This window comes from Tunturiibacter empetritectus (assembly GCF_013410875.1).
GTDB lineage: Bacteria > Acidobacteriota > Terriglobia > Terriglobales > Acidobacteriaceae > Edaphobacter > Edaphobacter empetritectus.
The window spans coordinates 338,933-351,814 of sequence record NZ_JACCCU010000001.1 but is presented as its reverse complement, the minus strand read 5'-3'; the positions used below and the strand labels follow the sequence as shown (position 1 = coordinate 351,814).

Genomic DNA, 12,882 nt, shown 5'->3' with positions numbered 1-12,882 from the left:
GGGCTGCAGAGACGAAGTGCATGGTTGGAGATTATTGGAGGTGGGGTGTGGCGTCAAGCATCGCGATTTTGGAGCAAAGGCAAATACGGGGATCCTTCACTTCGTTCAGGATGACGATTGTGAGATTTGATGGATTGATGTTGCGTAGAGGCAAGCATGATACAAAGCAGATTCCTCCGCTTCGCTGCGGAATGACAACAAAAAAAAGCAAGGACAAAGCTAAAGAACGGAAGCGTTTGAAGGAAAGCAAAGCCCGGGACGACGCCCGGGCTTTTTTTGTTTCGATGATGGTTACAGATTAGGAAGCGGCTTCGTCGGTGGGGGCGGCTTTGGTCTGGGCTACGGTCCAGTCGGTGGCGCCTACCTTGAAGCGGGCGAAGCGGCGGACGCTGATGTTTTCGCCTAGCTTTGCGACTTTGCTGGCGATGAGCTGGCCGATGGTCTGTGAGGCTTCCTTGATGAAGGGCTGGTCGAGGAGGCAGAACTCTTCGTAGAACTTGGCGAGCTTGCCGGTGAGCATCTTCTCGATGATCTCGGCGGGTTTGCCGGAGGCAGCGGCTTGGGCGCGGTAGACGTCCTTCTCGCGCTCGAGGTCGGCTTCGGTGACGTCCTCGCGGCTGACGAAGCGCGGGTCAACGGCGGCGATGTGCATGGCGACGTCGCGGAGAAGCTCCTGGAAGTCGTCGGTGCGGGCTACGAAGTCGGACTCGCAGTTGAGCTCGATCAGAACGCCGATCTTTCCGCCAGCGTGGATGTAGGTTCCGACTGCGCCCTCGTTGGTGGTGCGGGTCGCCTTCTTGGCGGCCGAGGCCATGCCACGCTTGCGGAGGACGACGAAGGCGGCTTCCATCTCACCTTTAGCCTCTTGCAGCGCCTTCAAGCAGTCGCCCATGGGGGCGCCGGACTTTTCACGGAGTTCTTTGACGAGTTTTGCGTCGATCTTTACGGCGGTTTCAGTCATTGTGCGTTTCCTTGAGTTGCGGTTTTCTGCGAAAGGGGGCGCGGGCTGAATGCCCGCGCCCCACCAAAATAACAAGAGACGGTTACGGCACGGCTAATGCCCTGCCCTTTCCTCTTGCGACGGCCTTTCGGCACGATAGATGGTGCTAGACGGCGGCCTGGGCTGAGATGGGCTCGGACTCGGCTTCGGGCTCGCTGGCGGCAGACGGTGCCTTGCGGATGTTTCCGCCGAGAACTGCGGCGAGGTCGACGGTCTCGTCTTCTTCGGGAGCAGCTTCGGTGGGCTCGGCGGCAGCATGGATCTCGGCACCTTCGTACTCGCCCTCTTCCCCGACGTACTCGGGGGAGACTGCGAGGGGTTGAACGTCAGCGGACTCGGTGGCGAATGCCTTCTCGGAGACCATCTGGACGCCTTCGTAGGCGGAATCTGCGATCTTCGTGGTGAAGAGGCGGATGGCGCGGAGGGCGTCGTCGTTGCCGGGGATGACGTAGTCGACGACGGTGGGGTCGCAGTTGGTGTCGACGACGGCGACGACCGGGATGCCAAGCTTGCGGGCTTCGGCGACGGCGATGGCCTCGTTGTTGGAGTCAACGACGAAGATGGCGTCGGGAAGACGCTTCATGGTCTTGATACCGGCGAGGTTGGTGGTGAGGTGCTTGCGCTCGCGCTCGAGCTTGATGACTTCCTTCTTGGTGAGGAGCTCGTAGCGGCCGTCGGTCGACATGTCGTCGAGCTCGGTGAGGCGCTTGACCGACTTCTGCACGGTGACCCAGTTGGTGAGCAGACCGCCGAGCCAGCGGCTGTTGATGTAGGGCATGCCGGCGCGGGTTGCTTCTTCCGCGATGGCATCCTGCGCCTGGCGCTTGGTGCCGACGAAGAGGATGAGCTTACCGGTGGAGGTGAGGTCGGTGACGAACTTCGACGCCTCTTTGAACATCTTGAGGGTCTTCTGCAGGTCGATGATGTAAATGCCGTTGCGCTCGCCGAAGATGTACTCCTTCATCTTGGGGTTCCAGCGCTTGGTCTGATGCCCGAAGTGAACGCCAGCTTCGAGCAGTTCTTTCATAGTGATATTTGCCAATGTAGCTCCTTGGTTTAAGACAGCCGGACCGATGCTCCGGTGCCTGGATTGATCCCTCGTAAGGGAGATTTGACTCCTTGCCTCGCGATGCTCCGAGAGGGTAGTGCTGAGCGGTGATTCCTTTTCGCCGCTTTGAAACGAGGCCTGTGGTGCGGTGGAAGCCGGGCTAAAGCCTCGGCTTCCACTTTGAAACGAAATGCAAAAGCAACAGCAGATCCCCTTCGGGGATGGCAACCAGAAAAGCAACGACGCAAAGCAATTAGCGTTTGCTGAACTGGAAGCGAGCGCGAGCGCCCTTCTGACCGTACTTCTTGCGCTCTTTACCACGCGAGTCGCGGGTAACGAGGCCTTCTGCCTTGAGCGCCTTGCGGAGCTCGGGGTTGAATACCATGAGGGCGCGTGCGATGCCGAGCTTGACGGCGTCGGCTTGGCCCATGACGCCGCCACCCTTTACGGTGGTGATGACGTCGAAGGTCTCGCCGATGTCGGCGATGCCGAGCGAGCGCTTGGCGGCTGCGCGCTGTTGTGCGGTGACGAAGTAGACGTCACACTCTTTTTTGTTGACGGTGAATTTGCCGCTGCCTGGACGCAGGAAGACGCGTGCGATCGAGGACTTGCGACGGCCGGTTCCGTAGTATTGAATCAGATCTGCCATGGTGCTCCTTGAACTTTTACCTCAGGGGCTAAAGCCCCGAATTTCGTGTGCCGCATGGCACGGCTGAAGCCGTGCCCTTAACAAAACGGACGCTTAGCCTTCGAGGGAGTGGGCCGGATGCGCCGGGACCATGACCTTGGAGGTGAGAACCTTGGGCGCGTTGGAGGCATGGAAGTCCATGGCAACGGGCTGTTGGGCGAGGTGGGGATGCTGGGCACCCTTGTAGACCTTGAGCTTGGTGGCCATCTGGCGGCCGAGCTTGGACTTGGGCAGCATGCCCTTGACGGCCTGCTCGACGATGGCTTCGGGGCGACGGGCGAGCAGCTTGATGAAGGACTCTTCGCGCAGACCACCGGGGAAACCGGTGTAGCGGCGATAGAGCTTCTGGTCAGACTTGAGGCCGGTCAGCACGATCTTTTCGGCGTTGACGATAACGACGTGATCGCCCATATCGATGTAGGGGGTGTAGAGGGGGTTGGTCTTGCCGGCGAGGACGGAGGCGGCCTGGGTGGCGAGGCGGCCGAGGGTCTTACCGCTGGCATCAAGCACGTACCACTTGCGCTTAATATCTTTGCCGCTCGGAATGGTGGTGGACATCGTTGGGTTACTCCTTGTTTCTGCCGTCTTCAGTGTTCGGCGTGGTGCATGAAGAAAGTGGTGCAAGGTTGATGGTTCGCCAATAAAATTACTGAAAAGCCAGAAAGAACGTTTTCCCAGAGCAAGGCGACGTGCGGGAGGGGAGAGTTTACTCTCCAAACACGCGGGACGGCCCGCTTGGCCTGGACTACAGCTGGACTACATCTCGACTACGCACAACCTATGGGAGGGTGCTTCAGGGGCGGCTGTGTTGAAAGCTGCTCCCCAGTGGATCCACCACGGATGTCTCGGTGAACTGACTCGCCTGAGAGTAAAGCTGACACAGACGTACAGACGCGAAACTGCGCGAGTTTTAATCTTACTGGCCTCTCCGGGGTTGCGTCAAGGATTGTTTGGCGTGTTTTCTAACGCTTGTACGGGGTAGCGAGGCTGAGAGCGCACAATAAGACCGTTATTTAGAGGTGCCGGAGGGTTCGGCGTATTGCTGAGAGCAATGCTGGTGAGAAGAGCGCAGAAAAGAGACCGAGCCCATCAGATAGAGATCTTTGACGCTGTTTCGACAGACCGATTCGAGAAACGATTCTTCAGGTTGAGAAACGGTGTTTCAAAGAAGTGGAAAGAGAGCCATGCAGTGCAGACCGACCCAGCGGCGGCGATGAGAAGCAGAGCCGCACTGGTGACGAACTGACTGCGTGAACCAAATATCTTCTGTTCGATAGCAATAAAGATCCCCAGGAAAAGCATGTGAAAGACATACACCCCATAGCTGATGCCTCCGAGCCATCGCAGCCATGCTGCTTCGGCGCAACGCTGCACAAGGCCAGGCTCCATGGCCAGAACGAGCAGAGCTGCGGCGCAGACGGTGATGCAAGGCAGGCCGGTGACTGCCAGCCAGAAGCCGATCAACTCGAAGGTCCCGTTGAGTACCCCACTGATGAGGAAGCCCGCTAAGCCTGCGAGAGCTGCATAGGGGGCGGCGGCTTTGACTCGAGACCACTCGGGACCTCGATAGGCGAGAGCAAGCCATCCCCCGGCGGCCAGTTCCCCAGCGCGGGTGAGAAGAAACTCGGAAAACTGGCTCGGGTTGGGTGCCAGGTGCCAGATGAGAAGGCGGAAGATGCAGGCAAAGAGGAAGACGCCGAGGCAGAGGGTCCGAGCGCGGCTTCGGGATCTCTGAAGAAAGAGAACAGCAGGCCAGAGAAGGTAAAACTGTTCTTCGACAGCAAGGCTCCAAAAGTGGAAGAGCCCGAGCGGCGATGGGATTTTGTCGACCAGGCCGTTGAGATGCGGCATGTTCTGGAGGAAAAAGACAGGAATCCAGATGAGGCGGAGCGTGGGATATAGCGTCCCTTTGAACGCAGCAGCTAGTACGACGAGAACGATGCTTGCGTAGTAAAGAGGAAAGATACGCAGGGTTCGGCGCATCACGAAGTTTCGCCACCAGTGCGGCTTACCTCGGGAGTCCCAGAGAATGCCGGTAATCAGGAAGCCCGAGAGAACGAAAAAGAGAGTAACACCGGCCCATCCGCCTTTGTTTAGATAACCGAAGACGCGCATGGGGAGTAGCGAGGAGTGGGTTCCTCCCCCGTAATGAAATAGAAAGACAATGAGGACGGCCATACCGCGAAGACCGTCCAGAGCAGGAATATGCGGCCTTTTTTTGAGCACCTACTCCTCGATGGGCCAAGATGGTTTGTTGAAGGTCAATTTTATGCCTAGATGAGATTGGTGTCCCGCAGATTTCGGCGAATCCCTAGAGACTGGCTTCAAATGGGCACAGTTCGGGTGTCTGGAATCAGTGTACGAGTTGATCGAGGCTGGGCTGCTGGCCGAAGCTGGTCTCGAGGAGGCGTGGAATGACGGGTTTGCGGTGGCGGCGCGGGTGCGTGCCGGGGACGGCGGGGTCCAGACGATAGACGATGAGGAGATTGCGCTCGGGGTCGTCCATGGTTGGAAAGGCGGCGACACGCTGGAGGTGGTAGATGGGGGCGAGGGCGTCCATCTTGTCGTCGTCGACCTGGTTCCAGGCAACATACCAGCCGGGGTGGTAGGCCTGGACGCGGACAGCGAGGTCCATGGTGCCGAAGTCGTCGCAGATGGAGGGGAGACCGGTCATGAGAGAGAGGTCGGAGCCGCTGATGGAGAGGATGAGCGGGTTGTGGGTGTGGTCGGCGGAGACGATCTTGCGGATCTGGGCGGCGGCGGAGGTGTAGGTGTAGTCGGGGGTGCGGACGTAGTGGAGGGTCTGGCGGGCGTCGGTGACGGTGAGGATGGCCAGGACGGCTACGATGCTGGCGGTGCCGAGGCGGCGAAGGGGAGATAGCGGCTCGGAGGGTTGGCTGCGGGTCTGGTAGCTGCGAGTCCAAAGGGTGGAGAAGACGACGGGAATGAGAAGGGTGAGGGGGACCGCGAGGACGAGGTAGTAACGCGGCTGGAGGTTGTTGTGATAGGCGAGGAAGGAGGCGTAGCCGGCGGTCCAGAGCAGGAGGGCTGGGACGAGCGGGTTGCGGAGGAGGCGGGGACGAAGGAGGAAGGCGGAGAAGATGGCGAGAAGAGCCAGAGGGTAGAGGATGTTGCCGATCCAGAGGCCGTCAGCGATGGTGTCACCCAGGACGGAGAGGGCGGTGGCGGGGGTGATGCCGGTGTAGCCGTTGGCGCTGAAGAGGTAGTGGTAGTCGTCAAGGAAGTGTGGGCGGATGACGAGGGCGTAGTAGGCGGTCCAGGTGACGGCGGCGAGCGCGGCGGCGGGGAGGGCGAGACGGAGGAAGGGGCGGAGGCGGTAGTCCACGCGGGCCCAGAGGATCCAGGCGATGGAGGGGAGGAGAAAGATGGCGGTGGTCTTGGTGAGGACCATGAGGGGGAGAAGCAGACCCAGGGAGACGATGGGGAGAGCTTGATGGAGGCGGTCTCGCAGGGCGATCGGCTCGATTTCCTGCACCGGCGTCGCATAGGAGGTGGCGAGGAGGGCGAGGAGCGTGAGGAGGATGAGCAGAGGCTCGAGGATCGCCATACGGGTGAAGACGTAGCAAAAGGGACTTACGGCCAGGAGGAGGACAGCGATGGCTGGGGCGAGAGTTCTTTGCGGCGTCTGGCCCGCGGGGGTTGCCAGATGGTGCCAGCGGCGCAGCAGAAGATACGAGGCGGCGAGGATGAGGCCGAAGATAGCGACGGTGAGGCCGCGGACGGCGGTGAGGCTTACGCCGGTGAAGCGAAAGAGAGCGGCTTCGAGCAGGGGCCAGATGGGGAGGGCGGCGGCGGGGTTGAAGTCGCCGGGGATGTACCAGTGGCCCTGGAGAAAGTGGCGGATGGCGCCGTCACCGTACCAGCCCTCGTCGGTGTACTTGGCCCAATCCATCCAGGGGGAGTGGTTTGGGAAGTCGGCGCTGAGGTGAAAGGCGTGCAGGATGAAGAAGATGGCCGAGGCGAGGAGGAGTAACGCCTCGAGGAGGCGAACAAGAGAGAACGAGATGGAGCCTGGCCGCTTCATTGTGTACAGAGGGTTAAACGCAAGTATGTTGTAAGAGTTCAGGGTATTACAGAATTAGTACGAAGTGGAGCAGGGAGTTGCAGATGGATGGATAGCCAAGGGTATCGGCCGGGCACGGGCTGCGAGAGTCGATTTTAGCGGAGTGCTATTCTTCCACTCAAACCCAATGGGAAGCGAGCGAGAGAACGGATGAGGCAGGGCCCAAAGAAGATCGTCGGCGTTTTGCTGAGTCTTATCGTCCTGTCGGCGGGTTTTCTGGACTATTGGAACTATAGCCGGGCGTTTCATGCAGAGCCGGGTATCTGGATGGACGTGGTGGGCGGGACGGCAAATGCGCCGAACCAGTATCGAATCGGGGTGATCGATACGGCGTATTTTCTGGCTCAACATACGCATCTGGGGCTGCGTCATATGCTGACGGTAGTGGATGTGATCGCGGGTCTGGTTGCGGTGTTTGCGCTGTTTGCGGTGTTCGAGCGGTCGGCGAGGTACCGCGCGGCCGGGGTGGTGGGGCAGTGGTTTGGGGCGGCTGGATTTGTGGTGCTGGTGCAGTTTTATCTGGCGTGGCTGTTGTGGTATCAACGGCCTGAGACGCTGCCGACGGCGGCAATCTTAGCGGTGGCGCTGTTTCTGCTGGCTGTGCCTGTGCGTGGGAGTGTGGCGGTGGTGGGGTTTCTGGTGCTGGCGGTGGCGCAGGGGTTTGTTCGGGCCGATGTTGGGTTTGCGCTGCATATTGGGATTCTGCTGGTTTGTTTGACTCCTCTGGGGCGCGGGTTTGCGCTGCCGCGTGGCTTGCAGGCGGGGACGAGCGTGGTTTCGCTGCTGGTGGTGGTAGGGATTCAGTACTGGCTGATGCGGCGAATGTTTCCTCTGGCGACCTATGGCAGTACGCCGGTGTTTCAGCTGCTTTTGAACTTGAGTTCTCCTGTGTCGTGGCTTCCGTTTGCGCTGTTTATGGGGCCATTTGCGTGGACCGTGGGGTTGGTGGTGAGGCATCGGGAGCGGGTGGAGGCGGCGGGAGCGGGGATGCTGGCGGGGGCGCTGGTCTTTCTGGGGATGTGGCTGGTGGTGGGGAGGATGGAGGAGGTGCGGATCTTTTTGCCGTTCGCGCTGGCGCTGGCTCCCCTGACGGCGGAGTTGGCGATGCGGCGGTTTTTCCTGGGTGAGGTGGCGGATGCGGCGGCGGGATCGGTCTGAGTTTGGGCGTTGCAAGCTGATGGTGGATGGTGGTGGGGAGGTGGTTTTATGGTGGTGAGATGTGGTGTTTTGACTGCGTCATTTTGTGGTGGAGGGCGCCCCAGTGGCGGGGTTTCGCGTTCTAGCGGTGGATTTTTATTTGGGTGCGGCAGCTTGAAAGTGGGGGATTTGGGGCGGCTGTTTGTCAAGCGGCGGCCTTCCCGGTGTAGGTCAGTTTCCGGTTAGCCCGTGATCCGCCAGAATCCGGATCAGACCGGTTGCAAGAGGTTCTGTGCGAAATCGCCTGATTTGCTGTGTGGCGTAACATTTCGATAGCCTTCGGCGTCTCCCCGGTGGGACCCTTTTATCAGGCTGCTTACAACAAGGGAGGGAACATGAGTTCCACGAGGAACCCAGGCAGATTCGCAGGACTGCTGTATGTACTGTTCTCCATACCGGGCGTCTTCGCCATGGTCTATGCTCCCAGCAAGCTGATCGTGCACGGGAACGCAGCGGCGACGGCCAACAACATTGCGGCCTCCGAGACGCTTTTTCGTCTCAGCATCGCGGCCCAACTCATCAGCCAGGCCGGTTTTATCTTTGTGGTTCTGGCGTTATACGACCTGCTCAAGGGGGTCAACCGGCGGTACGCCTCGCTCATGGTGACCTTAGTTGTTGCCTCCATCCCGATAGCATTTCTGAATGAGCTGAACTCAATCGCTGCCCTCCTTCTCGTGCGCGGGGCTGACTTCCTATCCATAGTTGAAAAGCCTCAGCGCGATGCTCTGGCTATGCTATTCCTCAATCTTCATTTTCAGGGATTTGTTGTTGACGAAATATTTTTTGGCCTGTGGCTCTTGCCGCTCGCGCTGCTCGTGTACGAGTCTCGATTGCTGCCGCGCTTGCTGGGCGTCTGGCTCGCCATCGACGGCTTGGCGTGGATAATCCTGAGCCTTACTGGCATACTGTTGCCGCGATACTACGACAATGTGTTTCGCTGGGCTCAGCCCGCCTTCTTTGGGGAGGTGGCATTTATGCTGTGGCTTGTCATCAAGGGCGCCAGGTCACCAGCACTGGACGCCGCAGGCTTCTCGCCGGCGGTTAGTTAGGATGCCGTGCGTTGGTCCTACAAGAGAGAAAGCCAAGCGACAAGCGCAGCGAACTTCTCGTCCTGTGACCACGGGACACCAAGCGGGCGGCCTAGATCGGCGAGGCGACGGGCAAGCTCATCAGGTTGCAGGTGAAGGGCATGCACGGCCCGTTCGAGCAGTTCGCTCTCTTTCGCAGTGAACGTCTCGACGCCGCACCGCTTGCTCGCGTGGAGCAGTGCTTCGCGGAAAAGTTCCCCATCCGCAGCGTGAATCAACGCATGAGACGCCAGGATTTGAGGTAGACCCGGAAGCGGCCTTCCGGAGGCTAGAAGAAGACAGCAGCGCTTGAGCTCATATCCTTGCAGGTGAAGGTTCCCCTGTGCAGACTGGATGGCTCGATATGCGAGACGTCTTGCTTCGGCGCGCACGCCCGAGATAAAGCCGGGGGCCTCGGCAGGCGGTCTTTTTCCAGCGGTGTGATAGGGCTGACGAAGTTCATAAGTGAAGGTTTTGACGAGGTGAGGGTGCTCACGCAGAAGCACCAGCGGAGAGCCGTCTTCAAGCGATATCGCGACAAGAGCGGTCCATCCGGAGTGGACGCGAAGACCAAGGACGGCGTGCTTCATAGAACTCCCGCCAGACCAATCCGAGTACGCGGCGAAAATAACACGCAGGACTCACAACAGCAAAGGAGAGAGATCACTTGATGGAAGATCGCCAATTAGCGGATACAAGAACGAAAGGCGGATACCGGTCATCCACTTCCGGATGGTCGGCAAAGGGGAGTGACCCGATTATCTCCGGTTAGACGTCACTTGCCCGGAATCTGGGGGGCTTTTGAATCACGACCCCTCAAAGACGCTCCTATCTTAAGACGCTCATCCCTTGAGAAACGCGAGTAGATCTGCGTTGATCGTCTCCGCATTGGTAGTAGGCATACCGTGCGGGAATCCTGGATAGAACTTCGACTTAGAGTTTTTGAGCAGCTTCGCTGAGAGGGGACCGGCGTCGGCGAATGGCACAATCTGATCGTCTTCGCCGTGCATCACCAGCACTGGTACCGTGATCTTCTTCAGGTCCTCGGTGAAGTCGGTTTGGGAGAAGGCGACGATGCCGTCGTAGTGCGCCTTGGCGCCGCCCATCATGCCCTGGCGCCACCAGTTGTCGATGACCGCCTCGGAGGATTTCGCGCCGGGGCGGTTGTAGCCGTAGAAGGGACCGGCGGCGATGTCGCGATAGAACTGCGAACGATTGGCGGCGAGCTGGGCCTGAAATCCGTCGAAGACCTCCTTGGGAAGGCCTCCCGGATTGGCCGCTGTCTTGACCATGAGCGGCGGCACCGCGCTGATGATCGCAGCCTTGGCCACGCGGCTCTCTCCGTGCCGTCCCAGATAGCGCACTACTTCGCCGCCGCCGGTGGAGTGTCCGACGTGGATGGCGTTCTTCAGATCGAGATGGGCGGTCAGCGCTGCAAGATCGTCGGCGTAGTGATCCATGTCGTGGCCGTCGGCTCCCTGGCTGGAGCGTCCGTGGCCGCGGCGGTCATGGGCGATGACGCGATAGCCGTGATTGAGGAAGAACATCATCTGGGTGTCCCAGTCGTCGGCGGAGAGGGGCCAGCCATGGCTAAATACGATGGGCTGTCCAGTGCCCCAGTCCTTGAAGTAAATCGATGTTCCGTCTTTGGTCCTGATCTCGCTCATGGGAGTTGCTCCTTGATTTATGCGAAGCGTGTGCTGAACAGAGTTGTGATGCGATGATCTTTGGAAAGGTGGCATTTTTACTGTTCCGGTCCGAGAGATTATCAGAGCCGAAAGATGTGCTGTCTCAACCCTTGAAGTAGACAGAAGCGATGGCTGTTGCAAACAGGCACAGACGGCAAAATCAGAGGCGAGTGGCATGGTGGCGGTGGGGAATGCCGAGGGCTTTTTGCTGACACTGATGCATTGGAAGCTTCAAGGAGTCGCGGGCATCGGCGTGGGTGGGGGTTGTACTTTGTAAGCCTTGCTGAAACGGACGCGGACGAGCCAATAGATCATCAATGGGAAGGGCAGGACGGCGAGGATGGTGAGGAAGGTAGAGCCGCGCAGGAAAGCGGGAAAGACCTGTTGCTGGCCGAGGAAGAAAGAGCCAGTGGCGATAAAGAGTCCAAAGCACATGCGCCAGAGGTGACGCGTGATGCGCTGTCGCCCGGCGATTCCGCCTCGAGTGAGCATACGGATGTCTCCGGCGGCAGCAAGCAGGAGGACGACGCCGAAGAAGAAGCACATGCCTGCGGGGGCGTTTTTGTCGGGGTGGTGGCGGGTAAGGACGCCGAGCGTGATGACGGCGGCTGCTCCACCGAGGCCGACGAAGAGCGCGGCCCAATCAGGCTGGCCTATGTTTCTGCGACGGCCGGCAAGCCATGCGGTGGTAATCATGTAAAAGGTGACGATGCTGCCGATGATGTTGCCACGCTGCGATTTGAGTATAGCGAGACAGAAGCCGCTCGACGCCAAGGTCAGCATCGCGATGGTGAAGACGTTTCCCGAGGCACGATGTAGTCGGCTGCCTTTGCGGACGGCAATGGCAAAGGTGCCGGACAGCAAGCCAATGCTGCCACCGAGGATGTGCAGAATTAAAAGCGGGAGTCGCATGCTTCACCGCGTTTCAGCGCCTGCGAATGCAAAGATCGCCTGTGAAGAGAGTCTACGCGGTTTGTGGCGGAGACGTAGTTTGGCTGATCGGGTTACTCGTAGGAGAGGGCGTCGATGGGGTCTTTGCTGGCGGCTTTTAGGGCTGGGTAGAGTGCGCCCAGCAGAGCTCCTATGAAGGCTATAAGGGTGGCCTTCCAGACGTAGGGGACGTTGATGACGAAGTCGAGTGTGGGGAAGCGGGACTCGAGCGCGGCACTGAGAGCAAAGCTGGCTGCGATGCCGATCACGATACCGATGGTGGCGAGGACGCCGGTCTCGCGGAGAACGATGCCTACGATGTAGGAGCGGGAGGCTCCCATGGATTTGAGGATGCCGATCTCGCGGGTGCGCTCCATGACGGCGGTGTACATGGACTGAAAGATGACGAGGAAGCCGATGATGACGGCGATGCCGATGACGACCTGGAGGCCGATGTTGAAGCCGGGGAGGCGGTCGGGTGAGATGGAGGAGAGGTACTCTTCGGCGGTGGCGACGTTGTAGGTGCTCATGCCGGGGGTGGCAAGGATGTCTTTGCGGACTTCGTCCTGGTACTTCGGCTGGTCCTCGGTGCGGAGGTAGAACATGGTGGCTTTGCCCTCGGTGCCGGTGAGTGCGCCCATGGTGTCGATGGGGACGAACTTGCGGCCGCCTTTGCCGTGGGCGACGATGCCGCAGATGCGGAAGGGGTGGTTGAGGATGCTGATGGGGTCGCCGACCTTTTTGCCGGCGGCGGCGTAGTCGTCGAGGATGACGTCGTCGGGGCCCTGGAAGGGGGTGCCGGAGAGAAAGACGAAGGGGAGAAGGGCGTCGAAGCTCTTGAAGTCGATGCCGTAGATGGTGTCGAGGGAGCTGTTGATCTGGACGTTGACGGGGGCGGAGACGATGACGTGGGGGACTTTGGCGAGGATGTCAGCGACCTTGATGGAGGCTCCGGCGGGGCTCATGCCGATGAGGTTGCTGGCGGTGTTGGGGCGGACGAACATGTCCATGCCGATGCCGTTCTGGCGGGTCTTGAAGCCGTTGAGTTTGCCCATGAGGATTGCGGTGATGGAGAGGATCATGATGACCTCGATGGCGATGGCGAGGCAGCTGATGAGCGAGCGGAGGGGGCGATGGACCAGATTGCCGACGACTAATTTGTTCATGCTTGTACCAGTGT

Annotated in this window: 13 protein-coding genes; 3 read left to right on the top strand and 10 right to left on the bottom strand. The window is 59.7% G+C overall.

The window, feature by feature from the left end; all coding sequences use genetic code 11:
• The first annotated feature begins 47 nt into the window (after positions 1 to 47).
• The gene (locus HDF08_RS01495) at positions 48 to 302 is read left to right on the top strand and encodes a hypothetical protein (protein WP_179636677.1); all 255 of its coding nucleotides are present in this window, start codon (positions 48 to 50) and stop codon (positions 300 to 302) included.
• Here the strand turns inward: HDF08_RS01495 and HDF08_RS01490 are convergent.
• From HDF08_RS01490 to HDF08_RS01465, 6 genes are all read right to left on the bottom strand, one after another.
• Positions 299 to 961, bottom strand: coding sequence for a translation elongation factor Ts (locus HDF08_RS01490; protein WP_179636676.1), 663 nt, complete (start codon positions 959 to 961; stop codon positions 299 to 301). The genes HDF08_RS01495 and HDF08_RS01490 overlap by 4 nt on opposite strands.
• A 145-nt stretch (positions 962 to 1,106) precedes the next feature.
• Positions 1,107 to 2,042 (bottom strand): 30S ribosomal protein S2, encoded by a 936-nt coding sequence (rpsB, locus tag HDF08_RS01485; RefSeq protein WP_179636675.1) that lies wholly within the window; start codon positions 2,040 to 2,042, stop codon positions 1,107 to 1,109.
• Positions 2,043 to 2,301: 259 nt separating this feature from the next.
• A complete protein-coding gene (gene rpsI, locus HDF08_RS01480; protein WP_020712730.1) occupies positions 2,302 to 2,697 on the bottom strand; it encodes a 30S ribosomal protein S9 in 396 nt (131 codons plus the stop codon).
• Between the two features lie 93 nt (positions 2,698 to 2,790).
• On the bottom strand, positions 2,791 to 3,294 hold the full coding sequence (rplM, locus tag HDF08_RS01475; protein ID WP_179636674.1) for a 50S ribosomal protein L13: 504 nt from the start codon (positions 3,292 to 3,294) through the stop codon (positions 2,791 to 2,793).
• A gap of 531 nt (positions 3,295 to 3,825) precedes the next feature.
• Positions 3,826 to 4,962 (bottom strand): acyltransferase family protein, encoded by a 1,137-nt coding sequence (locus tag HDF08_RS01470; protein WP_179636673.1) that lies wholly within the window; start codon positions 4,960 to 4,962, stop codon positions 3,826 to 3,828.
• 127 nt (positions 4,963 to 5,089) lie between these two features.
• Positions 5,090 to 6,781, bottom strand: a complete 1,692-nt coding sequence (locus HDF08_RS01465) for a hypothetical protein (RefSeq protein WP_179636672.1) — start codon at positions 6,779 to 6,781, stop codon at positions 5,090 to 5,092.
• A gap of 189 nt (positions 6,782 to 6,970) precedes the next feature.
• Between HDF08_RS01465 and HDF08_RS01460 the strand changes: the two genes are divergently transcribed.
• Together HDF08_RS01460 and HDF08_RS01455 are read left to right on the top strand one after the other, a co-directional pair.
• Positions 6,971 to 7,978 carry a hypothetical protein gene (locus tag HDF08_RS01460; RefSeq protein WP_179636671.1) on the top strand — a complete coding sequence of 336 codons (1,008 nt, stop codon included), beginning with the start codon at positions 6,971 to 6,973 and terminating at the stop codon, positions 7,976 to 7,978.
• 374 nt (positions 7,979 to 8,352) lie between these two features.
• Complete coding sequence (locus HDF08_RS01455; RefSeq protein ID WP_179636670.1) at positions 8,353 to 9,066, top strand: DUF4386 domain-containing protein; 714 nt, start codon at positions 8,353 to 8,355, stop codon at positions 9,064 to 9,066.
• 17 nt (positions 9,067 to 9,083) lie between these two features.
• On the opposite strand, the gene HDF08_RS01450 is transcribed toward HDF08_RS01455, so the two are convergent.
• The 4 genes from HDF08_RS01450 to HDF08_RS01435 form a co-directional block, all read right to left on the bottom strand.
• The gene (locus tag HDF08_RS01450; RefSeq protein ID WP_179636669.1) at positions 9,084 to 9,674 is read right to left on the bottom strand and encodes a hypothetical protein; all 591 of its coding nucleotides are present in this window, start codon (positions 9,672 to 9,674) and stop codon (positions 9,084 to 9,086) included.
• 252 nt (positions 9,675 to 9,926) lie between these two features.
• Complete coding sequence (locus HDF08_RS01445) at positions 9,927 to 10,751, bottom strand: alpha/beta fold hydrolase (RefSeq protein WP_179636668.1); 825 nt, start codon at positions 10,749 to 10,751, stop codon at positions 9,927 to 9,929.
• Positions 10,752 to 11,003: 252 nt separating this feature from the next.
• A complete protein-coding gene (locus HDF08_RS01440; protein WP_179636667.1) occupies positions 11,004 to 11,684 on the bottom strand; it encodes a DUF2306 domain-containing protein in 681 nt (226 codons plus the stop codon).
• Positions 11,685 to 11,776: 92 nt separating this feature from the next.
• Positions 11,777 to 12,868: an ABC transporter permease gene (locus HDF08_RS01435; RefSeq protein ID WP_179636666.1), complete on the bottom strand. Its 1,092-nt coding sequence runs from the start codon at positions 12,866 to 12,868 to the stop codon at positions 11,777 to 11,779.
• Positions 12,869 to 12,882: the final 14 nt, after the last annotated feature.